17 protein-coding genes are annotated in these 26,517 nt (G+C 59.0%); 10 read left to right on the forward strand and 7 right to left on the reverse strand.

Annotated elements, in window-relative coordinates; genetic code table 11:
• The first annotated feature begins 88 nt into the window (after window positions 1-88).
• The 6 genes from IEW18_RS07430 (at window position 89) to IEW18_RS07455 (ending at window position 8,302) form a co-directional block, all read left to right on the forward strand.
• The gene (locus tag IEW18_RS07430) at window positions 89-1,318 is read left to right on the forward strand and encodes an FtsX-like permease family protein (RefSeq protein WP_188557200.1); all 1,230 of its coding nucleotides are present in this window, start codon (window positions 89-91) and stop codon (window positions 1,316-1,318) included.
• A gap of 530 nt (window positions 1,319-1,848) precedes the next feature.
• Window positions 1,849-4,734, forward strand: a complete 2,886-nt coding sequence (locus IEW18_RS07435) for a DEAD/DEAH box helicase (RefSeq protein ID WP_308428043.1) — start codon at window positions 1,849-1,851, stop codon at window positions 4,732-4,734.
• Between the two features lie 53 nt (window positions 4,735-4,787).
• Complete coding sequence (locus tag IEW18_RS07440; RefSeq protein WP_188557202.1) at window positions 4,788-5,342, forward strand: hypothetical protein; 555 nt, start codon at window positions 4,788-4,790, stop codon at window positions 5,340-5,342.
• A gap of 43 nt (window positions 5,343-5,385) precedes the next feature.
• The gene (locus IEW18_RS07445) at window positions 5,386-5,592 is read left to right on the forward strand and encodes a hypothetical protein (protein WP_188557203.1); all 207 of its coding nucleotides are present in this window, start codon (window positions 5,386-5,388) and stop codon (window positions 5,590-5,592) included.
• Between the two features lie 54 nt (window positions 5,593-5,646).
• Entirely contained in the window at window positions 5,647-6,315 is a 669-nt protein-coding gene (locus tag IEW18_RS07450; protein ID WP_188557204.1) for a hypothetical protein, read from the forward strand.
• A 292-nt stretch (window positions 6,316-6,607) separates the two neighbouring features.
• Entirely contained in the window at window positions 6,608-8,302 is a 1,695-nt protein-coding gene (locus IEW18_RS07455) for an SBBP repeat-containing protein (protein WP_188557205.1), read from the forward strand.
• Between the two features lie 82 nt (window positions 8,303-8,384).
• Here IEW18_RS07455 and IEW18_RS07460 read toward each other — a convergent pair whose 3' ends face one another.
• The gene (locus IEW18_RS07460; protein WP_188557206.1) at window positions 8,385-8,831 is read right to left on the reverse strand and encodes a hypothetical protein; all 447 of its coding nucleotides are present in this window, start codon (window positions 8,829-8,831) and stop codon (window positions 8,385-8,387) included.
• 295 nt (window positions 8,832-9,126) lie between these two features.
• On the opposite strand from IEW18_RS07460, the gene IEW18_RS07465 reads away from it, so the two are divergent.
• From IEW18_RS07465 to IEW18_RS07475, 3 genes are all read left to right on the forward strand, one after another.
• The gene (locus IEW18_RS07465) at window positions 9,127-9,582 is read left to right on the forward strand and encodes an SRPBCC family protein (protein ID WP_188557207.1); all 456 of its coding nucleotides are present in this window, start codon (window positions 9,127-9,129) and stop codon (window positions 9,580-9,582) included.
• 108 nt (window positions 9,583-9,690) lie between these two features.
• Complete coding sequence (locus IEW18_RS07470) at window positions 9,691-10,239, forward strand: hypothetical protein (RefSeq protein ID WP_188557208.1); 549 nt, start codon at window positions 9,691-9,693, stop codon at window positions 10,237-10,239.
• A gap of 156 nt (window positions 10,240-10,395) precedes the next feature.
• The gene (locus tag IEW18_RS07475) at window positions 10,396-11,586 is read left to right on the forward strand and encodes a class I SAM-dependent rRNA methyltransferase (protein WP_188557209.1); all 1,191 of its coding nucleotides are present in this window, start codon (window positions 10,396-10,398) and stop codon (window positions 11,584-11,586) included.
• A 373-nt stretch (window positions 11,587-11,959) separates the two neighbouring features.
• Here IEW18_RS07475 and IEW18_RS07480 read toward each other — a convergent pair whose 3' ends face one another.
• The 6 genes from IEW18_RS07480 to IEW18_RS07505 form a co-directional block, all read right to left on the reverse strand.
• Window positions 11,960-12,844 (reverse strand): glycoside hydrolase family 16 protein, encoded by an 885-nt coding sequence (locus tag IEW18_RS07480; protein WP_188557210.1) that lies wholly within the window; start codon window positions 12,842-12,844, stop codon window positions 11,960-11,962.
• Window positions 12,845-13,250: 406 nt separating this feature from the next.
• Window positions 13,251-14,510, reverse strand: a complete 1,260-nt coding sequence (locus IEW18_RS07485) for a PKD domain-containing protein (RefSeq protein ID WP_188557211.1) — start codon at window positions 14,508-14,510, stop codon at window positions 13,251-13,253.
• Window positions 14,511-14,614: 104 nt separating this feature from the next.
• Window positions 14,615-16,111, reverse strand: coding sequence for a RagB/SusD family nutrient uptake outer membrane protein (locus IEW18_RS07490; RefSeq protein WP_188557212.1), 1,497 nt, complete (start codon window positions 16,109-16,111; stop codon window positions 14,615-14,617).
• 24 nt (window positions 16,112-16,135) lie between these two features.
• On the reverse strand, window positions 16,136-19,297 hold the full coding sequence (locus tag IEW18_RS07495; protein WP_188557213.1) for a SusC/RagA family TonB-linked outer membrane protein: 3,162 nt from the start codon (window positions 19,295-19,297) through the stop codon (window positions 16,136-16,138).
• 750 nt (window positions 19,298-20,047) lie between these two features.
• Window positions 20,048-22,063, reverse strand: coding sequence for a 7TM diverse intracellular signaling domain-containing protein (locus IEW18_RS07500; protein WP_188557214.1), 2,016 nt, complete (start codon window positions 22,061-22,063; stop codon window positions 20,048-20,050).
• A 35-nt stretch (window positions 22,064-22,098) separates the two neighbouring features.
• A complete protein-coding gene (locus IEW18_RS07505) occupies window positions 22,099-23,985 on the reverse strand; it encodes a cellulase family glycosylhydrolase (protein ID WP_188557215.1) in 1,887 nt (628 codons plus the stop codon).
• Window positions 23,986-25,000: 1,015 nt separating this feature from the next.
• Here IEW18_RS07505 and crtD point away from each other — a divergent pair.
• Entirely contained in the window at window positions 25,001-26,494 is a 1,494-nt protein-coding gene (crtD, locus tag IEW18_RS07510) for a 1-hydroxycarotenoid 3,4-desaturase CrtD (RefSeq protein WP_188557216.1), read from the forward strand.
• Window positions 26,495-26,517: the final 23 nt, after the last annotated feature.

Genomic DNA, 26,517 nt, shown 5'->3' on the forward strand with positions numbered 1-26,517 from the left:
TCCGCCCCGTGGCGTATCTTGGCTCCTGAACTGTACAGTTACTTTCTACTCTGCTTTTCCACCAGTTTCGCCCCTCCGCGCCCCGCACGTGAACGTACCCTTGCTCATTGCCCGGCGTTATTTTCTCTCGAAGAAGAAGCGCAACATTATCAGCATCATCTCCAATATCTCCATGGTAGGCGTGGCGGTAGGCACGATGGCGCTGATCATTGTGCTGTCCGTGTTTAACGGCCTGGAGGAAGTGGCCCGCAGCCTCTACGGCAAATCTGACCCCGACCTGGTCATTACTGCCGTGCAAGGCAAATCCTTTGCGGTAGGCCCGCCGCTCATCAAGCGCATCCAGGGGCTGCCTGGCGTGGCCCTGGTCACGGAGGTTATTGAGGACAACGCCTTGCTGCAGTACCGCGACCGGCAGATGGTAGTGAAGATGAAGGGTGTTTCGGATAACTATTATCAGCAAAGTAACATCGACTCAGCCGTGGTAGAAGGCAGCTCCAAGCTCCACCGCGACGGCATGGACTACGCCCTGCTCGGGGCCGGCGTGCAGCACGAGCTCAGCATTGCCCTCGATAACCGTTTCTCGCCCATGCGCCTGCTTTACCCGCGCAACACGGGCAAGAAAACGCTTTCCATGAACCCGGAAACGGCTTTCAACGAGCAGAACATTCTGGCCGGGGGCGTTTTCCTGATTGAGCAGCACGTAGACGACAGCTATATCTTCGTGCCCCTGGAGTTTGCCCGTAACTTGCTGCACTACGAAAACCGCCGCACAGCCCTGGAAGTCAAGGTAAAAGACCGCCAGGATATTGGGCAGGTAAAGGACGACCTGAAGCGGGCGCTCGGCAGCGGCTTCAAAATCCTGGATTCGGATGAGCAGCACCTGAGCTTGCTGAAGGCCATTAAGGTGGAGAAGATGTTCGTGTTCATCACCTTCGCCTTTATCCTGCTTATTGCCAGCATCAACATCTTCTTCTCGCTTTCGATGCTTGTCATCGACAAGCACAAGGACATTGCCGTGCTGATGGCCATGGGCGCCAGTACCCGCACCATCCGTAACGTGTTCCTGCTGGTAGGCGCCATTGTAGCCCAGGTAGGCGCCCTAACGGGCTTGGTACTAGGCGTGGGCATCTGCTGGCTCCAGCAAACCTTCCATCTGGTAGGCATGGGCATGGCTACCAGCGTCGTGGACTCTTACCCGGTGAAGATGCAGTTCTCCGACATTGCCCTGACTGGTTTGGCCATCATCCTGATTACCATTGCCGTATCTATCAGGCCGGCCCTGAACGCCGCCAGCCTTGATTTGCGCGAGAACCTATAGCCAGCTTATCGGGCAGTTATCTGAGTATGCAGTAGCCGGAGGCGAAATATCTCGCTTGGTTGCCGGTACCATTCTACCTCATCACCAGTCGTGCCAGCTGTTTCTGCACTTCTCGTATGGGCGGAGTTTTTAAAGGGAATTTGGCCGCATCAGGTACCACGTGAAGCTTAGGTAGCCCTTAGGCTACCTACTTCATCCTGTAAAAGCGCTTTAGCAAGGCAGTTTCCACACGGAAGCTGCCTTTTGTGTTGTGCATAAGCCAGAATTTATAATTCTAAGAGGAGAAGACTGTTACCTTCGTAGACTGTAAAGCCCAGTTGGATGCCTATTTTGCCTAAGTTCATCTTTATAATATTACTATTCTTTGATTAAGTTTTACTTTTTGGTAAAAAAACTGGTATTTAGCATTTGTTACTACTTTCAACGCTGCATTATCGTCGTCGACTATGAAGGTTTCCACTTCACAGCCTTTTCAAATCGTTTATTCACTGCTCGAACACGAGTACCTGGGATACCTTTTTGAATCGTACGTGGTGCAGCGGAATCAGCGGGGCCAGCTCACGCTTCAGCACCAAACCGTATCGGCCAAAAATGCCCCGGAGTTTGCTGATGGCCTGGATGAAACGGATTTCGAACTGATTGCCCTTACTGACCAGATTCAGCAGGACGCGGTGATTAAGGAGTTCTGGGCCAAGAAAACCACCCCGGCCGATTTCTTCCTAAAGATTTACGATGCCGACAAGGGCGACAAAGGCCTGCAGGAAACCATCTGCTACTACGTGCAGGAGCGCATGGGCCAGATCCTGGACCGCCTCCAGGGCAAGCAGGTTTTTATTATGGGCAAGGACGGCGAGCCGACGTGGCGCGAAATCAGCGTGGCCCCGGAGCGGGCCTCCGTGCTGTTTCACTTCCGCCGCAACGAAGACAGCACCCATTATTTCCCTACTCTGCAGTACCAGGGCCAGAAGCTGGACTTCCAGTACAAGAACGCCGTAATCGTTTGCGAGCAGCCCGCCTGGCTGCTGCTCGACGACGTGCTCCACAACTTCCACAACGATGTGGACGGCAAGAAAATCAAGCCCTTCCTGAACAAGAAGTTCATTGTGATACCCCGGCAGGTGGAGGACAGCTACTTCCAGCGGTTCGTGGCCCCCTTGGTGGAATCGTTTGATGTGCACGCCCGCGGCTTTGATATTCGCTCGGAGCGCTACGTGGCCCGGCCCCAGCTGACCTTCTCGGATGCGCCCGGCGCTACCGTGGTAACTGCGCCCGTAACCCGCGCCGCTGCCTCGGCCCGGCGGGGCAGCGCGGCCGCTACCCAAATTACGGCGGAGGCCACGGTTTCAGAGCACATTCACTTTGATTTGAGCTTCCGCTACGGCGACCATACGGTGCACACGGCCCACAACAAGCGCGTGTGCGTGAAGCTGGAAAAGCAGGAAGACAACTACATCTTTCACCGCCTTATCCGCAACCTCGATCGGGAGCAGGAAATCATCAGTGAGCTGCGCGACCGGGCCTTGGAAGTGCGCAACGGCCGGGCCGTGCTGGAAAAAGCCACGGCCTTCCGCTGGCTTCACCACCACGCCGATGAGCTGGCCCGCCTGGGCTTTACGGTGCAGCAGGGCCCTACCTCGGGCAAAGACTACTTCATTGGAGCCGTGACGGTGCAGGTGGGTATCACCGAATCCAACGACTGGTTTGATGTGCACGGTGTGGTGCACTTCGGCGAGTTTGCCGTGCCCTTTATCAAGCTGCGGCCCTACATCCTGAACAAGCGCCACGAGTACCGTCTGCCCAACGGCCAGATTGCCATTATCCCGGAGGAGTGGTTTACCCAGTATCTGGAGCTGTTTGCCTTCGTGGAGGAGCACCACCAGATGCTAACGTTGCGCAAGCACCACTTGGCGTTGGTGTCTGATTTGCAGAATGGCAACCTGGCTACCGTGGTCATGTCGCGGAAGCTGGAAAAGCTACGCGAGTTTGAAGCCGTGGAGGACCGCCCCCTGCCGGCCGGGTTCCGGGGCGAGTTGCGGCCCTACCAGAAAGCGGGCTACAACTGGCTCCACTTCGTGCAGGACTACCACTTCGGGGGCTGCCTGGCCGACGATATGGGCCTGGGCAAAACCGTGCAGACCCTGGCCATGCTGCTGCAGCGCAAGGAAAGCGGCGCGGCCAAGGGCGCGGCTTCCCTGCTGGTAATGCCGACTTCGCTGGTATACAACTGGATGACGGAGGCCTTTAAGTTCACACCTACCCTGCGCCTGCTCATCTATACCGGCACGTACCGCGACAAAAATGTGGAGCAGTTTGCTGATTATGACGTGGTGTTGACATCGTACGGGATTGTGCGCCTGGATGCGGAGCTGCTCAAAACCTACAAGTTCGACTACGTGATTCTGGACGAGTCGCAGGCCATTAAAAATCCGGGCTCCACCACCTCCCAGGCCGTGCGCGGCCTGCACTCCCGTCACCGCCTGATTCTGACGGGCACCCCGGTGGAAAACAGCACCATGGACCTGTGGTCCCAGATGTCGTTTATCAACCCCGGCCTGCTGGGCTCCCAGGCCTTCTTCCGCAAGGAGTTTTTGAAGCCCATTGAGAAGGGGAAGGACGAAGCCAAGACCCGCCGCCTGCACACGCTTATCAAGCCCTTTATCCTGCGGCGGCACAAGGCCCAGGTGGCCCGGGAGCTACCCGATAAGATTGAAAACCTGAGCTACTGCCCCATGACCGAGGAGCAGCAGCACTGCTACGAGGAAACCAAGAGCTACTACCGCAACAAGATTCTGCAAAGCATTGAGGAGCACGGCACGGCCAGCACCCAGTTTATGCTCCTGCAGGGCCTGACCAAGCTGCGCCAGATTGCCAACCACCCCCGCATGGCCGACGCGGAGTATGCCCACGAGTCGGGCAAGCTGCGCGAGGTAGTGCGCATGGTGAAGAGCGTGGTTTCGGAAGGCCACAAGGTACTTATCTTCAGCCAGTTCGTGAAGCACCTGGATATTGTCCGGGCCTCCCTGGACGAGCGGCAGATTGAGTACGCCTACCTCGATGGCAACACCCGTGACCGGCACAAGGAGGTAGCCCGCTTCCAGGAAAACGACGAGCTGCGCGTGTTCCTCATCAGCCTGAAAGCGGGCGGCGTGGGCCTGAACCTGACGGCCGCCGACTACGTGTTCATCCTCGACCCCTGGTGGAACCCCGCCGTGGAAGCCCAGGCCGTCGACCGGGCCCACCGCATCGGGCAGCAGCGCACGGTGTTCACCTATAAGTTCATCACCCAGAACTCGGTGGAGGAGAAAATCCTGGCCCTGCAGAACAAGAAGATTCAGCTGGTTACGGACCTGATTACCACCGACGAGGCCATCATCAAGAGCCTGACCAAGGAGGATATTGAGGAGCTGCTGGGATAAGAATATGGCCGTTTTGATTTGAGCTACTTGTTTGTATGAGGCTATACCTTCTTATGCTAAGTACTGTTCTGCTTTCGAGCTGTGCTAATTCTTATAAACCGCTCAAAGGATGGAATTTTCCACTTAGTGCCGGTTCACCAGTAATTCATTGTTACAGTCGGTTAATGGCTTCAGAAGCCGAGATACGCTATGCACTACACTTACTTTGGGAACGGTATCCAGAGAATCGAATTACGGCGGCAGATATACGAGAAATGAGTTTATTCTATAATGCTAACGGCTATCATTATGACACTATCAATAGTCAGACGGGTAAGCCTATTACCGAAGAGTCAGTTTTCGAAAGCCAGCTCAAAGGCAACTACAAGAAACCGCGGTATGGTTGGGTGTTGAAAACGGCTAATAATAAGGCCATTTGCTATACGGAAGTTGCGAATGCGAATGACCTGTGCCTCAGTTCTGTGACGCTACTGCCTATTTCAAAACCTGGCGGTAATTGGGAGTTGACACGTGAGGAGAGGGCGCGGGCACAAACTTGGGTTGAGGAGGATATTTTGGTAAAATTGAAAGCATTGATTCTGGAAACACGAAAAAGAAGTCGTGTCTAATACAGCAATACAGGCATAAGCATCGGAATATTTCCTTTACAAGATGAGTTTATTCGACGCACCAAAGCCCGTGCGGGTAGAAATAAAGGGCCATGAGCTGCACTGCGTTATCTGCCGGCACAACGGCTTCCACCGTCACCAGGCCAAGCTGGAACGCGCCGGGCTGTTCACCTCCGACTGGATGGACCCCAGGGCCATTTGCTACGAGTGCGACCACTGCGGCTACCTGCACTGGTTTATGCCGCAGTAGCAGGTAGTTCACTATCTTAAGTGCCGATATCTTCTTTTTGCATTATACGCTTCTATGCCCTTCTCTACTTCTCAGCGGCTCGTGGCTGCGACCTTCTTTTTGGCCGTAGCCTATGGCCCTACTGCCCACGCCCAGGACCTAGATTCTCAAGCCGCCCGTCGGTTCACGCTGCAGGTCCACTATGGGGCCAATGGTAATTTTTTCACTTCCACCCAGGTAACGGAAGGGCCCCGTGAGTTTGTACGCACCCACTTCCTGGGCACGGCCGGCGGGGGCGCCGTGGCTTACCGCCTCACGCCGGCTAGCGCCCTAAGCCTGGAGTACACCCGAAGCGTGAACTCACGGCCCGTACGCTTTGTGCAACTGGTAGGCCCAACGAATACGCCCATCGTCAGCGACCTGCGCATTCGCTACCTCAACAACGCATTTCAGGCCGTGTACGAGCGGAGTTTAAGTCGGAGCGGCCACTGGAAGGCCCACGCCGGCCTGCTCTACCTCACGACGGCCTCCCAATCGGTTCAGTTAGGGAGCCCAGTGGTAGTAAGCGAGATTAACCGCCGCAATAGTTATTCCGAGGAGGCAGGGGTAGTAGCCGGCCTGGAGTACTCGCGCCCGATTGATACGCGGCTACGCCTGGGCCTGAAGGTGCGCGGCTACTATCTGGCAACGGTTTCCACCTTCGAGATGCTGACCCTGACGCCAACCTTATCGTATCAGCTGTAAAGCTTTTGCTGCGGTAGCGGCCGGTAGCAAGTTGCCCCGGACCAGTACGCAACCGCCGGAATATCAAGGGCAGCCAGACGCAGTTGGGCGGCTTCGGCTGCGCCCCAACACGGCTGCCTCCATTGGCTGCTTAGTAAGCAGCTGTCAGTTACCTATAGCATAAGCCTTGACCTTGACTACACGCTTGCAGTTAAAACTATGTCATGCGCATAAATTATAATAATTTTAATTATTAATATAAATATTTACTTGCTATCTTACTTGCAGTTCACACGGTTTAGCCCACCTACCTATGACTGCAAGCATTCCCCTTTGGCTGCGCCTTGGCGCTTTAGCGGCTGGTCTGGCTTTACCCGCCGGAGTACAGGCTCAAACCTGGCAGTGGGCCGCGGCGCACGCGCTGGGCAGTACCGGCAGCTCCGTTATTTATGCGGCGGCGGTAGATGCGGCGGGCAACACCGTGGTAGCGGGTCTGTTTTCGGGCACTACCACCTTGGGTACCACTACCCTGACCAGCGCCGGTGGTACCGACGTATTCGTGGGGCGGCTTAACGCGGCGGGAGCCTGGACTCAGGCAGTCCGGGCGGGCGGGCCGGGCGACGATGTGGCGCTGGCCCTGGCCGTTGATGGAGCAGGCGCTGCGGTGGTAGCCGGATCTTTCAAAGGAGCCACCGCTGCTTTCGGCGCTACTACCCTCACCAATGCCGATAATACCGGCAACACCACCGACGGTTTCGTGGCGCGCCTGAGCAGTGCCGGCACCTGGAGCCAGGCCGCGCGCATGGGCGGCCCTGATAATGACGGGGCTACCGGCCTGGCCCTGGATGCCAGCGCTGCGGCCGTAGTGGCCGGCAACTTCTCCAGCAACACCGCTGCCTTCGGGGGCACTACCCTCACCAACGGCAATACTGACCGGAGCAACGACGTGTTTGTGGCGCGCCTGAGTAGCGCCGGCGACTGGAGCCAGGCGGTACGGGGCGGTGGGTCCGGCGACGATTTCGTGCAGGCCGTAGCCCTCGACGCCAGTGGTAATGCCGTCATTGCCGGTCACTTCGCCCGCGCTACCGTTACGTTTGGTACCATAGTCCTTACCAACGCCAACCCTGGGCAGTACAGCAGTGACCTGTACGTGGCCCGGCTCAGCAGCGCGGGCACCTGGACCCAGGCCCTGCAAGCCGGTGGTCCGGGCAACGACTACGCCCGGGGCGTGGGCCTGGATGGCAACGGCAACACCTACGTGGCGGGCAATTTCGCCAGCCCGGCCGTCAGCTTTGGCCCTACCTCGCTTACCAATGCCGACAACAGCGGCAATACCTCCGACATCTTTGTGGCCCGCCTCAGCAGCGCCAATGCCTGGACCCTGGCTGCCCGCGCCGGGGGGCCCGATAACGACTATGCCAATGCCCTAGCCGTGGATGGCAACGGCAGCGCCAGCGTGGGCGGCTTGTTCCGCGGGGCTACCTCAGCGTTCGGCAGCATTGCCCTGGCCAACGCCGACCCCACCGGAGCAACCTTTGATATTCTGGTGGGCCGCCTGAGCAGCGCGGGCGCCTGGAATCTGGCCTTGCGCGCCGGCGGCATCGGCGACGACTACACCAATGCCCTTACCCTCGATGGCAGCGGCAACGCCGTGGTAGGCGGCAACCTGAACAGCTCCCCGGCTACTTTCGGCGCCCTTAGCCTGAACAGCGCCGGCTCGGCCTTCATTGCCAAGCTGATGGGACTGACCACGGCTACCTCCTCGGCGCGGGCAGCGGCTTCCCTGGCGTTGGTTCCCAACCCGGCCCGCCACCAGGTACGCCTGACCTGGGCCGAAGCCCAGCCCCAGGCGCAGCCGCTGATAGTGCTGGACGGGCTGGGCCGCGTGGTACGTCGGCAGTTGCTTCCGGCCCGCGCCACCCAGGCCACCGTAAGCCTGCACGGCTTGGTGGCCGGGGTGTATATTATTCGAATGGGCGAAACAGCTCAGCGGCTGGTGGTGGAGTAAGCTTGCGTTCCCTCTTCCCTACCCCGCAGTGGCCCGGCTACTGCGGGGTAGTGTTGTTTAGGGCCGGTAGGGTAGCCGGCGGCTACTTGATGAGTGTGTTTCCGTCACAGTTCTCCGGGCACTTCTCGTAGCTTTGAGCCAGCAGGTAATTGACCACCAGTTGTTTACCGGGTAGCAGATCGTCGCCGTTCAGGTCTACTCCTACCAGCACAATACCATATCCGTGGTTGTCATTGCGGGCATCCAAGACGCGGTAAATCCGCAACCCGACGCATTCCTTGGGCTCCAATATCTTCTGAATAATAGGCTTGTTGCAGTAGTTAGAGATAGTATTTTTCTCCTTCTTATGCTTATATGCCTTGGCGAACTCCCGGGCTTCGTCTTCCTCTATTGGCTTACCGGCCCCAGGCTTAAACGACTTTTTCCGGCGCTTGCCCCGGTCGGCGTCGCCTCGCCCCGACTTGGTCAGTAAATACACTACCCCGGCCACCAGACCAGCCAGAGAAAGGGTTACGGTTGATTTTTTCATGGAACGCGGGATATAAGTGAGAAAGAAATGCGCCGTGGATAGGTACTACCCTTCACCACATATAATATAATTAATCCATTTATTTTTTGCATATATTTATATTATTTCATTTCAGAATATTAGGTGGAGCGGAGCTAAAGGAGCTCTGCCACCTCGCTGCACCCAGCATAACTAGGTAGAGCGATTGCAACTCCGCTGTGCATGACGCACGTTCTGCGTGGCTCCCGTTCTGCCTGGCCCGGTTGCAACCACGTGCGGCTACCAAACAAAGCCCGCTAGCTGGTGGTATGATGCAATGCGCTTCTATCTCCGTACCCCCGTTGCCACGCCCCCGAAGCAGGTCTGGCAAGGTTTCAGCCGGAAGCTGTTTCTGGACCTAGCCCCGCCGTTTCCGCCGTTCCGGCTGCGGCGCTTCGATGGCTGCCAGCGCGGCGACGAAGTACACATCGAGCTAGGAACCAACCGCCTGCACTACCCCTGGACGGCCCTGATTACCGACCACGGCGTGTTGCCCGACGGCACCTACTACTTCGTGGACGAGGGCCAGCGGCTGCCGCCGCCGCTCCGGTTCTGGCGGCACCGCCACCTGCTCCAGCCCGCTCCCGGCGGGGGCACTTACATAGTCGAGGATCTGGAATATCGCACCGGTGGGCGGCTGCTCGATGCGCTGCTCTACCCCCTGGTGTGGGCGCAGTTTGCCTGGCGCCGGCCCGTTTATCGCCGCTGGTTTGGGGCGGCTGGCCGGGGGTAGGCTCCGCTGCTGGGCTAGTTTGCGCCCGGGCAGGCAGCGCCGGGCCGGCTGCTTGCGTATAGGGTGGCAGCAAGCCCTGTATCTTGCTGCTTCTCGCTTGTTCTGCCCATGCCCGCTGTTTCTACCCGCCCAGGCCGCCGCGCGCGGCTTGCTGTCCACGTATCTATCCTTCTGGTTGCCCTGGGGCTCACGGCCGGCTGCCGCAGTAGCCACTCGGCCTACCAGTTCCGGCCGGCGCCGGCGGTAGCGCACGGCCGCGCCCCCCTGCCCGACTCCGGGGCGGTTGCCGCGCCGCTAGCGCCGGGCACGGAGCAGGCGGTACCCGCCCGGGTAGCCAGCCGCCGGGCCGCCTCCCGCCCCAGGCCGGTGGCCCGAAAGCTACGGCTGCAGATGCCGCGGGCCGTAGCGGCTTCCGTTGGCCGCGCCAGGCAAGCAGTTGCCCACGTGCGGCCCGGGGCGCAGGCGGCGCGGCACAGTGCTGCCCCCCGCCGCGTTACCGAAGTGGGCCTCGGGACTACCGTACTGGGCGTGCTGGGGCTGGTGGTGCTGCCGGTGGCTTTGCTGGGCCTGCTCATCTGGGGTGGGCCGGTGTGGGCCATTCTCGCGGGGCTGGCGGCCCTGGCAGTGCTCGTTGCTTACCTCGACCCGTTTGCCTAGGCTAACAGGCCGGCGGGGCATGTACCTGGTGAGATTGGCTAAGACAAGAAAGGTGTTTCCGGCACGACAACGCTATTCTGCTTCGTTGCGGTAGGCCACCCGCGTATCCTCGGTGGGTTGGGTTACCTTTGCAGTCCATTTCTTGATTCTGCTTCTATGAACTCCGCCGCCGTCACGCTCAAGCCCGGTAAAGACCACTCCCTCCGCCGCCGGCACCCCTGGGTATTTTCCGGGGCCATTGGCCGGATGCAGGGCGAAGTAGTGGAAGGGGAAGTGGTGGCGGTGCACGCCTCGAACGGCGAGCTGCTGGGTGTGGGCCACTACGCCCCCGGCTCCATTGCCGTGCGCATGCTCGCCTTCGGTCCTGACGCCCAACTGCCCGATGCCGCTTTCTGGGAAGACAAGCTGCGCAACGCCTACCAGCTGCGGCAGGGCCTGGGCCTGACGGGTCAGGGCACAACCAACGTCTACCGCCTGGCCCACGCCGAGGGCGACGGATTGCCCGGCCTCATCATTGACGTGTACGGCGACGTAGCCGTGGTGCAAGCCCACAGCGCCGGCATGTACAAGGCCCGGCCGCTTATTGCCCAGGCCTTGCAGGCCGTGATTCCCGGCCTACGGGCCATCTACGACAAGAGTGCCGAAACCGTGCCCACCAAGGCCGCCCCGGAGGCTCAGAATGGGTACCTGTTCGGGGCTAGCAGCGGCGCCGAGCACGTGGTGCAGGAAAACGGCCACCCGTTTGCCGTGGATTGGGAGACGGGCCAGAAAACGGGCTTTTTCATCGACCAGCGCGACAACCGCAGTCTGCTGGCCCGCTACGCCCCGGGCCGGCGGGTACTCAACACCTTCTGCTACACTGGCGGCTTCAGTTCCTACGCCCTCATGGCCGGGGCTGAGCTGGTGCACTCCGTCGATTCCAGCAAAAAAGCCATTGAGCTAACCGAGCGTAACGCCTCCCTCACGGGCCACCAGGACCGGCACGAAGCCTACGCCCAGGACGTGTTCAGCTTCCTGAAAGACCGCCACAACCAGTACGACCTGATTGTGCTGGACCCGCCCGCTTTTGCCAAGCACCTCTCCGCCCGCCACAACGCCCTGATGGGCTACAAGCGCCTGAACGCGGCCGGCATCCGGCAGATTGCCCCGGGTGGGCTGCTCTTTACCTTTAGCTGCTCGCAGGTAGTGAGCATGGAGCTGTTCGAGGGAGCCGTGCTGGCCGCCGCCATTGAAGCCGGCCGGCCGGCCCGCATCCTGCACCGCCTCACCCAGCCCGCCGACCATCCGGTAAGCCTCTTCCACCCCGAAGGCGAGTACCTAAAAGGCTTAGTGCTGGCAGTAGAATAGCCGGAAACTTCCTCTAACAACACTGGCCCGCCCGGCCTAGCGCTTGCCCCGTTATGAGGTAAGCACTAGGCCAGGCGGGCCAGGGTATTTTCGGCCGCTATAAATCCAAAGGCCGGCCTGCACCCCTAACAGGCAGACCGGCCCCGGAAGTACCGATTTGGTCAACAAGAGCCAAATCAGGTAAGACGGATTAGTTATCGTGCCCGGCACAAGGCCCGGCAACTCACGCATTCCGGTTTCCGGGGGTGGCGGCGCTCAGAAAACCACAACTGAGCACCACCCCCACCCGGGCCAGCGGGAACGTTTCCCGGAAGCCGGGCCACACCTGGTTCGTTTCCCACCCCCAGAGGCTGGCCGCGGCGCTGGCTTATTTCTACTTATACTGGAAGTAGCGCACATAATCCACCTGCATCTGCTGGGGAAAAGTGGTAGTTCCGTCCGGGTTGCCATCAAATTTGCCTCCTACGGCCACGTTCAGAATCAGGAAGAAAGGGTTGTTGAAGGGAAAAGGGCTGGCGTCAGTGCTGCTGTAAGTGTAGTAAGGCGTCACGTTGCCATCTAGGTAGAAGCGCGTCATGTTTTTGCTGCGCACTACGCTGTAAATATGGTAATCGGCCGAGAGGTCTTCGGTTAGGTTCTGGGTTATGCCTTTATACTCGTGCACACCCATGCTGTTGGCGTAGTGCATGGTAGAAATTAACTCCATGGGCCGGCTGCCACGCAACTCCATGATGTCGATTTCTCCGCATCTCGGCCAGTTATTCTGGTCAATGTCAGCCCCGAGCATCCAGATGGCAGGCCATACGCCTTTGCCTTTGGGTATCTTGGCGCGCACATCAATACGGCCGTATTGGAAGTTCTGCTTGCCTTTGGTTATCAGGCGAGCCGACGAGTAGGCGTTATTACCCGACTGCTGCTTGATGGCCTGAATAACCAGGTTGCCGTTGCGCAGAAAGGCATTATCAATGGAGTTGGTGTAGTTCTGCAGCTCGTCATTACCCCAGCCGCCGCCGCCCAACTCAGCCACCCATTTGCTTTGGTCTAACGCACCCCCATTGAACTCATCGTTCCACTTCATCTCCGTGTACTGATCGTAGGCCTTGGCCTCCTCATTTACTACCGGAGTAGAGGGGGTAGGAGGCGTAGGAGCCGGGATATTCTTGGTTTTGGTTTCGGTGCAGGAAAGCAAACCCAGGGCTAGCAGCAAGCCAGTTGCAAAGCGGTGCTTCTGCTGTCCGAGTAGGGGTAGATTTTTCATGAACTACAAGTGCTTACAAATAAGAAAGATGAGCTGTTCAGCCAACAGACATCTTACGAATGACCCTTGTTCCAGCAGCGCTAAGCATTCGGCTTGCTGACTTAGGTGGAACAAGGTAAAATAGGTACTACCGACAGCCTTGTTAGCGGCTAGTAGTTCCTAACTGGGTTTCTGTGCAGCAAAGACAGTTGAGTTCCAGACCATTTCCTTGCGCACATGCACTGCGTGACAACCGTTGAAGCGTACCTGGCCTAAGCTCTGGCTTAACATAGAGCCCTAAGCTACCTGAAAGAGGAGTGATACGAACACTTACTTTCCGGAAGGAAGCCGAACTCACTAGCCAGCACCTTGATGGGCTTTGAGTCCGGCTTCTTGTCACGGCAAGCAAAACCTGGGTAACGCAAGGCTACTTGGCAATCATTTTGATATCGAATACCGTTCCGCCTGACTGGCCACTACCCGCCCGCAGAACCATGCGCGTATTGTCGATGGAGATGATGCGGTACACGCGCTCCGTGGGCGAGGCATCGGTAGCGGCAACAAAGGCGCCGGTCTGCGTGAGGGTAAACTGAGCCAGCCCAGCTCCGGCCGAAGGACCAAACACGAAAGCTGAGGTACCCGAACGAGGTGCCGAGCAGCTCCCTGGGTTACCGGCTACAAACGTCTCCGCAAAGGCGTTATACGTGAAGGTGTTCGTCATTGAGAAGGTGTACTCATCATCGGCTTGGCAGCCGGGCAGCGAATTAGGAGCCCCCCCGGCGTAGTACTGCTTGGGGTTAGCCTCCGTGCCTACGGTAATAACGGCGTCGGCCGCATTGTCCAGTATCCAAGTCTTCGACGAGCCCCCCGTGAGCAACCGCTTGACAGGCGCGGTGGCGTCGAAAGGCATCAGGGTGACGATGGTACGAGTGCCATCGGGGTTGGTGCCCCGCAGGCGAAGCTTGGTATCAGTAGCCTCCAGAATGTCGTAGGTCTTGTTAGCTACTGAGTCGGGTAGGCCAATAAAGGCGCCTTTGCCTTTCAGCACAATCTGCCCTAGCCCCCCGGTCGTCGGACGATACACAAAGCTACCGCCGCGGTTCAGTGAGGTACCGCAAGCTCCGTTCTGAAAGGTCTGGCCTGCGCTTTCGTAGTTAACAGTGTAATTGTTGCTAAACGTAAACTGATCGTCGAGCTGGCAGTTGTTAAGCGTGGTAGAGCTTGAAAGCTGAGTGCCCGTAGCCGACTCACGCACAATGGCGCCAGGGTCAGTCGAGAACGACCACACTCGTGTGCCGCTGCCCGCGCAGTCAACTAGGCGGCTAAAGGCGGAGTTCGTGCACACATCCGGAATAACCACGGCTTGAGTAGCCGAAATGCCGGTACCACCGCGGCCGGCCGTAATCAGCTCTACTTGATAAGTACCCGGCCGGGTGTAAGTGTGCGTAACGGTATTGCCCGAGGCGCGGGTGTTGTCGCCGAAGTTCCACTGGTAGAGAAACCCATCCTGGCTGGTGCTAGTGAAGGTTACCGTGACAGGGTATTCGGTGGTATTTACTTGGTAGGTAAAGGTGGACTGGGGCACGGCACCCTCTAATTCATAGTCTTTGGCGTCCTTTTCACAGGAAGCCAGCAACAGGGGGGCGGCCAGAAGGCTTAAGGCTGCCAAGCGAGTAAACATATTCATGGGAATTGCGGAGAAGAGGATGAAGGTTCATTTACCTGCGCATACTTCCCCCAGCGCCGTACGGCACCGGGGGAAGGCGCTAGGGCCGTCTGGGCCGCGAAGGCTTAGTAACCAGGATTCTGACGCAGGCCGGGGTTTACGTCCAGCTCCGACTGCGGAATGGGCAGTACCACGTTGAAGGGCTTAACGCCTTTGGCCAACAGGTGGGGTGAAGTAAGTAGCTCACCAGTGCGCTTCATGTCAAACCAGCGGTCCATTTCAAAGGCCAGCTCATACTTCCGCTCCCGCCACACAGCCCGTTTGAAGGCGTCGGCGCTCAGGCCGGGGGTTAGGTCTTTGGCGCTGGCCGTGGCAATAGGCAGGCCGAAGGCGCGGCGCCGCACTTTATTGATGGCCTCGTACCCCTCAGTCGTAGGCCCCACAGCCTCGGCCAGAATCAGGTACACTTCCGCCAAGCGCATTACCGGAATGTTCAGCTCCGAGTCCCAAATGTTGGTATTTACCTTACCTACAAACCACTTTTTGCAACCGTACCCATTGGGCGAACCGGGTAGGGAAGAAGGTTGCTTGCGGCCATCGGGATATGTGTCGCCGGGCATCCAGATGGTAGCGTCACGGCGCAGGTCGCCGGCTTCGTAGCCCGCCACAAAATCAGCCTCAGGAATATTGAAGCCGTAGCCGCCCTGGGGCACGGCGCCCTGGCCGCGGGGGCCGAAGAACTCGTTGCCGCTGAAACCCGGACCGTTCTGGTCCCAGGTGTTGCGGCCCGAGAGGAACTGGGCCTCAAACAACGACTCTTTGCCGTTCTCGTTGGCTACCTTGAAGTTATCGGCGTAGTTGTCCCACATCATCTTGCCGCTGCCATTGATAACCTCGCGGGCGCGGGTAGCTGCCTCGGGCAGCTTGTTGAGGGTGAGCTGTACTTTAGCCAGCAAACCGGTAGCAGCCCACTTAGTGGCCCGACCCAGGTCCTCGCCGCTGTAGGAGGCTGGTAGGTTGCCGATGGCATCGGTCAGATCCTTCTCAATCTGAGCATACACCTGCGCGGCCGGGGTGCGCGGGATGTTCACGTCGGCCAGCGTGGCGGGCGGGGCCGTGAGCAGGGGCACGTCGCCGTAAGCCCGCACCAGGTCAAAGTAGTACTTGGCCCGCAGGAACTGCGCTTCGCCGATGCTGCGCTTTTGAATGGCTGGGTCAATGCTCATGGCCGGCACTTTCTGCAGCACAATGTTGGCGCGCCCAATGCCCACGTAGCAGCTGCCCCACAGGCGGTTCGTGACCAGGTTGGTGCTCGGAATATTAAAGAAGTCGAGCTGCTGGTACTCAATTCCGTCGCCACCACCACCACCACCGGTGGTAGAAATATCGGAGGCAATGTCGCCGAGGCCCCAGAGGGCGGCGTTGTACTGGCCGGCCGTAATCAGCTCGCCATAAATGGCATTGGTAGCCTGAATAGCATCGGTAGTGGTCCGATAGAAGTTAGCGTCGGTTACCTGGTCGTTCGGAGACTCTTCCAGGAACTTTTCGCCGCACCCGCTGATTAGGCCCAGCGTCAGGAGCCAAGCGCCGCAGGTAACTTTATACGTATGTAGGGGTCGCATTTTTTGAAACGGTTGGGGTGGGAATTAAAAACCGATGTTGAGGCCAAGCAAGAACACACGCGGCTGCGGATAAACTCCCAAGTCAACCCCGCGGGAACCAACTTCAGGGTCATAACCTGAATATTTGGTCAAAGTCAGCAGGTTCTGGGCGCTGGCGTACACGCGCACTTGCTTGGCGGCAATGCGGTCCATTACAATCTGGGGCAGGGAGTAACCGAGCGTAAGGGTTTTGATGCGCAGGTAGGAGCCGTCCTCGATAAAGTAAGTAGAAACGCGCAGGTTCTGGTTGGGGTCAGCGTTGTCTCCGCCCACGGCCCGGGGCACGTCGTTGCTGGTTCCGGGGCCCGTCCAGCGGCCCAGCACGCGGGTGCTGCCGCTGCTGGTACCGTAGAGGGGACTTTCCAGAATGTAGCGGTTCTGGTTATAGATGTCGTTACCCTGGGAGCCTTGCAGGAACACGTTCAGATCGAAGCCACCCCAGGTCAGGGTGTTGTTCAGGCCGTAAGTGAAGTCGGGATTAGGGTTACCAATGAAGGTGCGGTCCTCAGCATTGATAACCTTGTCGCCATTCAAATCCTTGAAGCGGATGTCGCCGGGAGCAGCCCCGTTCTGGGTGGCGTGCGCGCGCACATCCTCGGGCGTTTGAAACAGGCCATCGGCCACGTAACCGTAGAAGGAGCCGAAGGGCTCGCCTTCATCGTAGCGCACTATCACGCCACTCAGGGCGCTCAGGCCGTTGTAGGGTTGTCCTACTCCCAACGATTCCAACTCCGATTTGTAAGCCGACACATTAAGTGTAGTCGTCCAGTTCAGGCTGCGGCCCGTGCCCTGCACGTTGTGCGAGGTAAAGGAGAAGTCAATACCACGGTTATAGGCCGAAGCTGCGTTGCGGTTTACCGTCTCGTAGGTACCCGACACCAGGGACGGCGGCACTGGCGCAATCAGGTTAGGCGAGCTACGGTTGTACAGGTCAATGGTAGCCTCAAAGCGGTTATCCAGGAAGCCCAGGTCGATACCGATGTTGGTTTGGTTATTGGTTTCCCAACGCAAATCGGGGTTAGCCTGGCGAGTAGGTGCGGCGCCAGTCTGCAAGGTACCTCCGTTCGGACCAAACGGGTAGCGGATGCCCGAGTTAACGGCGTAGAGGTAGGCGAAGCGGCCGGCGTTGTTGGGGTTGCCCACTTTGCCGTAGCCCACGCGCAGCTTCAGGTTGCTGATGACGCGGTTGCCCTTCAGGAAGTCTTCCTCCGAAATGCGCCAGCCCGCCGAAACGCCGGGGAAGAAACCGAACTTCTCACCGGGTGGGAAGCTGCCTGAGCCGTCGTAGCGCGCAATGGCTTGGAACAGGTACTTGCCTGCAAACTCGTAGTTAACGCGACCAAAGTAGCTAGCCAAGCGGGAAGGCCGGTTAATGGTACCCGCGTTACCAATCTGGGTGTTGATGGGGCCGGAGTTGATTACCTGCAAATCGTTGCGCAGGTATCCCGTGCGGTAGGCCTCCACGTTGCTGTAGTTGAACTGCTGCGCCGACTGCCCCAGCAGCACCGTTACCTGGTGCCGGTCGGCAATCAGGCGGTCAAACGTAGCGGTGTTTTCAATCAGGTAGCTCGGTGCGTACGAGGACGTAGCTGTAGCACCCGCCGTAGCCTGGGTGTAGCGAGTAGTATAGTTCTGGCCCCCGTCCTGCAGCTCCGGTACCCCGGGGCGGAAGGCATTGAAGTTGTCGAAGATAAAGTCGGCGCCTACGTTGGTGCGGAAGTGCAGGCCTTTCACCGGCTCCAACTCCGCGAACAGGGTAGTTAGGGCACGGTTGCGGTTAAAGCGCTGGTTAGTGATGGTGGCCGAAGCCAGCGGGTTTTCCTCAATAAAGTTGTCCTGCGCTCCGCGCGGCTCATAGTAGTAGCCATCGGGCCGGTACACCGGGATAATAGCCGGAATGCGCAGCGTCTGCTGCACCGTACCGTACTCCCCGCTGTTGGAGGTAATCTGCCGGTCGCTGAGGTGGGTAAGCGAGATGCTGCTGCCCAGCTTCAGAATCTTGTTTGCTTGCACGTCGCCGTTGGCACGCACCGTAAAACGCTCAAAGTCGGAGCCAATGATGGTTCCATCCTGCTGAAAGTAGCTGCCCGATATGGAGAAGCGAGCCTTGTCGCTACCCCCCGTCGCCGCCAGCGAGTAGTTCTGAATGGCGGCCCGGCGGAATACTTCGTCCTGCCAGTCAGTGCCCTCACCCAGGGCCTGGGGGTTGCGCAGGCGGTCCACCACAATGGGGGCGCCCCCAGCCAAACGGCTTTCGTTGTTGATGACTGCGTACTCCTCGGCGTTGAGCAGATCAAGCTTGCGCCACACCTGCTGTACCCCGCGGTAGGCGTCGAGGTTAATAGTAGAAACTCCTGCCTTACCCCGTTTGGTGGTGATAATGACTACCCCGTTGGCGGCCCGCACCCCGTAGATGGCCGTCGCCGAAGCGTCTTTCAGAATGTCTATGCTCTCAATGTCGTTCGGGCTGATAGCGTTCAGCTGGTTTTCGCCACCATCCGGCAATGGAAAGCCATCCACTACAAATAAGGGGTTGTTGTTACCGGCCGACGTAAGCCCGCGGATGCGGATAGAAGTGCCAGCAGCTCCACCGGGGGCACCCCCGTTAGAAGTAATTGTAACGCCCGCGGCCCGGCCTTGCAGGGCCTGAGTAGCATCGGCCACCGGCTGGGTAGCAATTTCTCGCGACGATACCGACGACACGGCGCCCGTTACGCTGCCGCGCTCCTGGGTGCCGTAACCTACTACGACCACCTCACTCAAGGCGCGAGTATCCTCGGCCAGGGTTACGTTAACGGAGGATGAGGCGCCCGTAATGGGCACTTCTTGCCGAGCAAATCCTACGTAGCTGATGACCAGGGTAGAGTTTTCGGGGGCGTTCAGGGAGAAGCGGCCGTCGGCATCGGTGGTAGCCCCAATGGTGGTACCCTTCACGATAACCGTCACGCCCGGCAACGGGTCGCCGTTGCTCTGCGTGATACGGCCAGACACCGGCACATCGGCCAGCAGGTTCCGGCTGGTAACGGGGGCCGGAAGCCCATCGGGAGAGGCGGGAGCCGCCGCCAGGGTGGGAAGGGCAGGCAGGCCGCAAGCCGTGAGCCACAAAGCCCGGCGCAGCAGCGCCTGAGGGTAGAGGTGTTGGTTCATTGATGTGTGGGAATTGAGGGAAGTAAGGACAGGGTAGTGGTCAGCTACATTGCCGGGCCTTGGGGAGGAACGGCTACCTGGAAATGGTTACTCAGAAAGTGATTTTTTGCACTTGGATTGGTAGTCCGGGAAAGGTGCTTCCGAATTGAGGCAAGGTCAGCCGGCGTACTAGTACCGAACAGGGGCCCGGGAAATCAAATAAGGAAGAGGCGACTCAAAACAGAGGAGCCAACTCGAAGCAGCGCTGGAATAAGCCACACTAGAGCCCCCAATCAGGCTGTAACCACCGTCAGGGAGTAAGCGGAATGCCCAAATATATCCGACCGTGTTTCGGAAAAGCAATACCAAAACCCCCTCCAAATGCTGCGAAAAGGCGTTTTCACCTTAGCACACAATTATATTATACACTTACAACACACGCTGACAAGGGCACTTTATGCCCTGTAGCAACCAGCAAAGACTTTTATTCAGGGAGCTGCGCCACGTAAAAAACAATCAAAAAATCCGGCCTTTTGATCAACTTTTTTCGCGTTTACCGGCCGGTGAGTGTTCACTTACGAACTCACGGGCACAGTCTTAAAAACGGACTATATACTACAGTTGCTAGATTACATTGGATGATACTGTGCTGCAGCTACCCTCACTAACGGGCCACTTACTCAGGTACTGCCTGCTAAAAGCACGGAGCCTGGGAGCCGTTGCCTGGTACAGACCAGCCATCAGCTCCCAGGCTCCGTGGTAATGTAGGCGCTAAGCCCGGGCAGATGAGGCTTCTTCCCCTACCCCAAGAACTGAGTCCTCCGTTTCGGCCCCCGTGGCATCGAGCAGCACATGGGTCCAGCCTTCGTTTTCATCAAAGTCGGGGGCCTGCCGGCGACGACGCATGGCTTCCAGCACCTTCTGGCTGAAGCTCCAGCAGGTTCCCTGACGTAGGTCCAGCACCCGGGAAAGCTCCTGCGACGAGTAGTTGCCCTTGTGGGTGTAAATCAGGAACACTGCGTAGAAGGCCTTAATAATAGAGAACTTACACTTCTGCAGTAGGGTGTAGGCCGTGGCCGACTCCACGTAGCGGCACTTGGTACAACGGCGGGAGTGGGGCTCCCGGCCGTCGCAGTATTTCTCGTGGCCGCACTTGCGGCACTGGTAGCCCTCAGCCCACTTGAGGTTGGCCAGGTACACCAGGCAGGCATCCTTATCGGGGTAAATCTGGCTGAACTCACCGAAGTTCACCTCCTTGGAAAGCACCCGAGCCGTTTTGGCTTCCTGCAGGTCGCGCTGTAAGTCGGCGTTCAGCTTCTCAATGGCCGCCGACTGCAGGGCCAGCAAGCCGTTGGCCTGCAGCAACTCCCGGTTTTGGGCCGCAATGGTGTCGCTCTGCTGGCGCAGCTCATCAGTACGCTGGGCTACCAAGCTTTCCAGCTCAGAGTTTAGCTGGTCCTTAAGGTCCTGGTTGTACTGCAGCTGCTCCACCAGTTGCTCCTGCACCTCGTGCTTTTTGCGCAGCTGCTTTACCAACTTGCCCTGGGCCCGGATGGTGGCATCCTTGATGCTCTTGATTTTTTCGCCGAGAGCGTACGACAACACCACGACCTCAATGACGAAGGCCACGTTCATGCTGTACACCGTGGCTGTGGTTGTAAAGGTGTTGATACCCAGCTTGCGCAGAATCAGGAAGCCCACGCTGATGGCAACCAAGGCATGAGCCAGCAGGAAAAAGCGCGCCGTGCGCTGCCCCCGCTGCCACACGCGGTAGGCCGCGTAGTAAATCATGCAGTAGGGTAGCAGGTAAAACCAGAAGCCCCACCCCGAATTCAGCCACACGGCGTCAATCAGCAGGCCCAACACACTTAGCAGCACGATGGCCCGAACCCAGGGGTCGTAGGTGGGCAAGCGTTGGGGGGTATCGAGGAACTGGCGGGCGTAGTAGCTGAAGGTGAGCAGCAGCAGAATGGGAGAACCAGCAATAATCAGCTCATTCAGAGCCGGGTAGCTGGGCCAAATGTACTGGAAGCCCAGCCCGTCCTCGGAAAGAAACACCAAGCTACAGCTAAGCACGTACAGCACGTAGCGCAGGTAGGTTTGCTCCCCGATAAAGAGGTAGAGGCAAAGGTTGTAAACCACCATAATCAGCAGCACCCCATAGAAGGCGCCCAGCAGGCCATACTCGGTCTGGAAGTGTACGGCCAGGGGCTGCTCCGTGCGCAGGCGGCTGAGGAAGGTAGTCTTGGAGCTGGAAGTTAGCCGCAGGTAGTATGTCTGAACCTGATCGGGCTGTAGGGGGAGGCGAAACAGGAAGTTCTTATATGGAAACTTGCGGGTTGCCAGTGGATAATCGGAGCCGGTGAGGGTAGGGGCGCTGCCATCGGCCGGAAAGAACTGCACTCCATTCAGGTGAGAATCAAATAGTTCCAGGTACCAGTGCTGGCTTAGCGCACCGCGGGCCTGCACCACCAGCCGCAGCCAGTAAGCCGAGCCGGGGTGGTCCATGGTGGTGGGAATGGTGTTGCCGGGCCGGAATTGGCGCGTCCATGCCGGCTGCTGCACATCCGTGAGGGTCAGCTTGCCAGAGGGGTCTTCCAGCACACTGTACAAGGAAGGATCAACGAACAGCTCCTCCAAACCGGCGCGCACCCGGAGCGTATCGGCGGGGCGCGCGCTGGCCGGGGAGCTGACCAGGGAAAGGCATAGGAGCAGGAGGATGCTCAGCGTCAGGAAAGAAAACCAGATAGCCCGACGCGGTGGGAGGTGGGATTTCACGAGCTTCATGGTGGCTTCAAGGTACGAAACCTGAGGGGCTTTGCCTACTGGCCGCTAGCGCTGCCGCCGGCTTTCACCGGAGCAAAGCGCAGCCAGCCCAGCTGCTCCACGGGTTCTTCTACAACAAGGCGGAGAATGTGCTGCCCGGCCGGCAGGGCGGGCGTGGTAAGGGCCACCGTGGCCCATTGTTGCCCGGGCGCTACGGTGGCGGTGCCCAGAGGCTGGTCATTAAGGCGCAGACTGAGGCGGCCAGGCGTGGTGCCGGGCTGCAGGCGCAGCTCGGCCGTGTAAGTGCCAGGCGTGGCCACGGTTACGGTGTACGTCAGCCACTCACCGGGAGCTAACTTACTCACTGCAAAGCCACTAGCCACTTCCTTGCTCGTCCTGATATCCACGCCGTCGTTGCGGTAGGCGCCGCCGTGGTTGGTGGGCGTCAGGTCGCGGTAGTCAGTGCGGGCCGAGAAGTCATCGTGGTAAGCCACGCCGTCGCGGCCCAGGTCGTAGTCGGTGGCGGCAATGGTGCCGGGAATGGTCAGGGCCACGAAAGGGGCCCGGAAGTCGCTGGGCTTGGTTAGGGCCGTGGCTACGTCGCGGTTTACCTGGCAATTAGCAAACTGTACGTTGCGCAGCAGGGCGGCCCGGCCTTCCGGGGTTAGAATGCTGCCGTAGGGCTTCACCCGCAGCAGGCCGGCCCCGGAATCCACGCGCTTGATATTCCAGTGGCACCACCCGATGTTCTGGGCGTTGAGACCCTGCACGGCGGCGGCAAACCATTCGTTGGAGTTCTCACCTGTTTCGCCTACCCACACCGGCACTTGCCACCGGTCGCGGAAGGCGGCCAGGTTACGCAACAGATTGATTTGATTGGGGTTGGGGTCGGCGGCATCTGGGGTATTAGGGCACCAGTAGCGGTGGGCATTGTACACTAGGTTGCTTTTGTCGCGGATGGCCAGCTTATCGGGGGTGAGGTTGGTGTACTCGTTGCCGTAGCCGTTACCTTCCAGCATAATCAGGTGCTGGTCGTTTTGGGCTCGTACGGCGTTGATCAGGCGGGCGTAGAAGGCGCTCAGCTCCTGATTATCAGCCGACAACCCATTGGCCGCGTTGAGATTATGCGGCTCATTAATCAGGTCATACATGGCGATGCGGGCGTCGTGGCGGTAGCGAGCAGCCAGCTTTTCCCACAGGCGCACCGTTATATCCTGGTAAATCAGGCGGCCCTTAGCGTCCCGGCGCTTCCACAGGTCCAGGGGCTGGAAGTTGTCGTTGATGTTGCGGTCGGTGCCCTGGCCGCCGGGCGCCGCGTGCAGGTCCAGAACGACGTACATGTTATTGGCCGCGCACCAGCGTACCACCTCATCAATAAACCGGATGCCTTCCAGCTTTTGGGGCTCCGCAAAGAGTTGACCTTGGTCGTACCAGCGGCTGAGCTGCTCCACGTAAGCCGTGAGTTTCTGCGGGTTTTTCGGGTCACGAATTACCTGCGTGCGGGCCTGGCGCTGCGCCGGGGTCAGAAACAAATCATAATGAAACGGCAGGCGCACGCAGTTAAAGCCCTGCTTGGCCAAAAAGTCAATGTCGGCTTTGGTAATGAAGTTCTGGCGGTACTGGCGGTAGAAGTCCTCCATCTGCGCCTCCGACATACCCCGGAGCAGGCCCTGCTTGATGCGCCACTGGCTGTTAAGCGTATCAGTTTGCAGAATGTAGCTTTCCTGGAGCAGCCAGCCGCCCACATTGTAGCCCCGCAGCACTACTTCGCGGCCCTGGGCGTCCACGGTTTTCGGCCCGTCGGCACGCAGCATTGGTAGGTTTTGGCCGGTGCTGGAGCCTACCGAGGAACCCAGCAGAACCAGCAGCAGCCCCAAATGGAAACCACGGCGGCTACCTTGGCCGTTGCCCCAGCGGCGCGGCAGCATAAATCGGCAGTTCATGTGCATAAAAGATGTAGAGAAGGATGGTCGGCAGGCTAACAGAGAAAAAAACAGGGCGGAGATTCCCCGCCCCGTTTCCGCTTTTTCTCACTCACTTGTCTTAACTCGTTGATAATACGCTGACGATGAGCACACAATCAACTACCGTAGGGCATCGTAAGCAAAGGTCAGGGCATTTTCGGTAGATGAACACTAGCATGACCAACGAGGCCCAATCAGGCCGGCATAGTGGCCCAACTGAGTACTACTCAGGTGTAGTTGCTCACCGAATGATGCAGAAATCGAGGATTCAGGCGGTTTACTTGGGGCCCCTGAAAGCCCTACCCTGGTAACAGGCCCTGGTACACAGGCGGCCTTGTTGCGCCAGCTGCTAGTGCCGCAGCCGTTCCGTCGGGAACCTGACCGGGTAGCAGGGGCGCCGGGGCATTGGGCGTGGTGGCCCCGACGAGTTTAGTCGCCGAGCTATCAGCCCAGAGAGGAGTAGCGTGTTAGCATGAGTGGGGTGGGGTTTTGGGGTAGGATGGGCACGGAGAGCCGGCGGTTGCTGGGAAGAAGCGGCGGCGAATAGAAAAGCCCGGCGGGGCGCTGACTTGGCAACCGCCCAAGCATAAGCCGGGCCGAGGACAAGCGCTAGCGCGCCAGGGCCATGACCAAATATATCAGCATCCGTTTTAGAATACCAAGCGTTAAAACCTTGATTACGACCCTAAAAAGCTACTTTTCTCTTATCACACACGCGTGCCTATACGCTTACCACACACGTAAAAAAGCTACTGTTACCTTCCTGGGATGCAGCCTGATTAAGCACCAGCGCGGCTACGCAACAATGAAAAAAGCCCTGTTCTGGGGAAATATTTTCTCAATTTCCTGGCTTCCCGGTCCGGCAGTCATTCGCCCTAAACATTTCTCTGCCGTACCTTGTGTTGACACGCGGGCCCGCCTGTTCTTACCGCCACGGTGGCCCGGCTGGCCTCTTCTGCTTCGGGTGCTGCGCGCCTTCCTTTACCTTTTGCCTGTGCCGCTTTCCAAAACTGCCGCTCCCAAACCAGCTGCTGCCATCATTGGGGCGGGCATTGGTGGCATCGCCACGGCCGTGCGCCTAGCCGCCCAGGGGCACCGCGTAACGGTGTTCGAAGCCCAGGAATCGTTCGGGGGGAAGATGCACCAGCTGGAGCTACCCGGCGGCTACCGCTTCGATGGGGGCCCGTCCTTGTTTACCCTGCCTCAACTGGTCGATGAGCTGTTTGAGCTGGTTGGGCGCAATCCTCAGGACTACTTTCGCTACCAGCGCCTCGACCCCATTACTCAGTACTTTTTCGCCGATGGTACCCGCCTCACGGCCTGGGCCGACGAAAACCGGTTTGCGCAGGAAGTTGAGCAAAAGCTAGGCGTGCCAGCCAAAGACGTAGTCCAGTTTCTGCGCCGGAGCGGACAAGCCTACGAGGCCACCGCCGGCACCTTCCTGCAAAAGTCCCTGCACAAAGCTGCTACCTACCTCAGCCCCGAGGTCCTAAAAGCCCTATCGGCCCTCCCCCAACTGGGCCTGACCAGTACTATGCACCAGCGCCACGCGGCTGCTTTCTCGGACCCGCGCCTGGTGCAGCTCTTCGACCGGTTTGCCACCTACAACGGCTCTGACCCCTACCAGGCCCCGGCCACCCTCAGCCTGATTCCGCACCTGGAGCATGGGTTGGGTGCTTACTACCCCGAGGGCGGCATTTATGCCATTGCCCAAAGCCTGGTGCGGCTGGCCGAGGAGCTGGGCGTGCAGTTCCGCTACCAGGAGCCAGTGCTGGAAATTCTGACGGCGGCGGGGCGGGTAACCGGGGTGCGCACTTCCCAGGATGTCTACGATTTTGGGCTGGTAGTCAGCAACATGGATGTGGTGCCCACCTACCGCCACCTACTGCCCCGGCAGCCGGCTCCGGAACGTACGCTCAGCCAGCCCCGGTCCTCTTCGGCCCTGATTTTCTACTGGGGCATTGCGCGGCGTTTTCCGGAGCTGGGCGTGCACAACATCTTTTTCTCCCAAGACTACCGGCGCGAGTTCGAAGCCATCTTCCGGGAGAAAACCATTGCCGACGACCCCACGGTCTACGTCAATATCACTTCCGGCCACACCCCTACCGATGCGCCCCCCGGCCACGAAAACTGGTTTGTGATGGTAAACGTACCCCACGACCAGGGCCAGGACTGGGCCGCACTGGTGCAGCGCACCCGCCAGGCCGTGCTGCACCGGGTAAGTCAGGCGCTGGGCACCGAGGTAGGCGCCCTGATCCGGGCGGAGCACATCTGGGACCCGCCGGGCATTGCCGCCCGAACTTCCTCCTTCGGGGGCGCTTTATACGGTAGCTCCAGCAACAACTCCCTGGCGGCGTTTTTGCGGCACCCCAACTTCTCGGGGCAACTGGAAGGCCTGTACTTTTGCGGCGGCTCGGTGCATCCGGGCGGCGGCATCCCGCTGTGTTTACTTTCAGCCCGTATTGTCTCTGACCTAATCAAAAAGTAAAAACGATGAAGCCGGAACTGACG

It is taken from the genome of Hymenobacter glacieicola, assembly GCF_014640315.1.
GTDB lineage: Bacteria > Bacteroidota > Bacteroidia > Cytophagales > Hymenobacteraceae > Hymenobacter > Hymenobacter glacieicola.

What these genes read in the sequence shown, in the direction of transcription:
- IEW18_RS07440 (WP_188557202.1), top strand. Translation starts at nt 4,788, where the DNA reads ATGCTAAGTACTGTTCTGCTTTCGAGCTGTGCTAATTCTTATAAACCG.
- IEW18_RS07445 (WP_188557203.1), top strand. Translation starts at nt 5,386, where the DNA reads ATGAGTTTATTCGACGCACCAAAGCCCGTGCGGGTAGAAATAAAGGGC.
- IEW18_RS07450 (WP_188557204.1), top strand. Translation starts at nt 5,647, where the DNA reads ATGCCCTTCTCTACTTCTCAGCGGCTCGTGGCTGCGACCTTCTTTTTG.
- IEW18_RS07455 (WP_188557205.1), top strand. Translation starts at nt 6,608, where the DNA reads ATGACTGCAAGCATTCCCCTTTGGCTGCGCCTTGGCGCTTTAGCGGCT.
- IEW18_RS07460 (WP_188557206.1), bottom strand. Translation starts at nt 8,831, where the DNA reads ATGAAAAAATCAACCGTAACCCTTTCTCTGGCTGGTCTGGTGGCCGGG.
- IEW18_RS07465 (WP_188557207.1), top strand. Translation starts at nt 9,127, where the DNA reads ATGCGCTTCTATCTCCGTACCCCCGTTGCCACGCCCCCGAAGCAGGTC.
- IEW18_RS07470 (WP_188557208.1), top strand. Translation starts at nt 9,691, where the DNA reads ATGCCCGCTGTTTCTACCCGCCCAGGCCGCCGCGCGCGGCTTGCTGTC.
- IEW18_RS07475 (WP_188557209.1), top strand. Translation starts at nt 10,396, where the DNA reads ATGAACTCCGCCGCCGTCACGCTCAAGCCCGGTAAAGACCACTCCCTC.
- IEW18_RS07480 (WP_188557210.1), bottom strand. Translation starts at nt 12,844, where the DNA reads ATGAAAAATCTACCCCTACTCGGACAGCAGAAGCACCGCTTTGCAACT.
- IEW18_RS07485 (WP_188557211.1), bottom strand. Translation starts at nt 14,510, where the DNA reads ATGAATATGTTTACTCGCTTGGCAGCCTTAAGCCTTCTGGCCGCCCCC.
- IEW18_RS07490 (WP_188557212.1), bottom strand. Translation starts at nt 16,111, where the DNA reads ATGCGACCCCTACATACGTATAAAGTTACCTGCGGCGCTTGGCTCCTG.
- IEW18_RS07495 (WP_188557213.1), bottom strand. Translation starts at nt 19,297, where the DNA reads ATGAACCAACACCTCTACCCTCAGGCGCTGCTGCGCCGGGCTTTGTGG.
- IEW18_RS07500 (WP_188557214.1), bottom strand. Translation starts at nt 22,063, where the DNA reads ATGAAGCTCGTGAAATCCCACCTCCCACCGCGTCGGGCTATCTGGTTT.
- IEW18_RS07505 (WP_188557215.1), bottom strand. Translation starts at nt 23,985, where the DNA reads ATGAACTGCCGATTTATGCTGCCGCGCCGCTGGGGCAACGGCCAAGGT.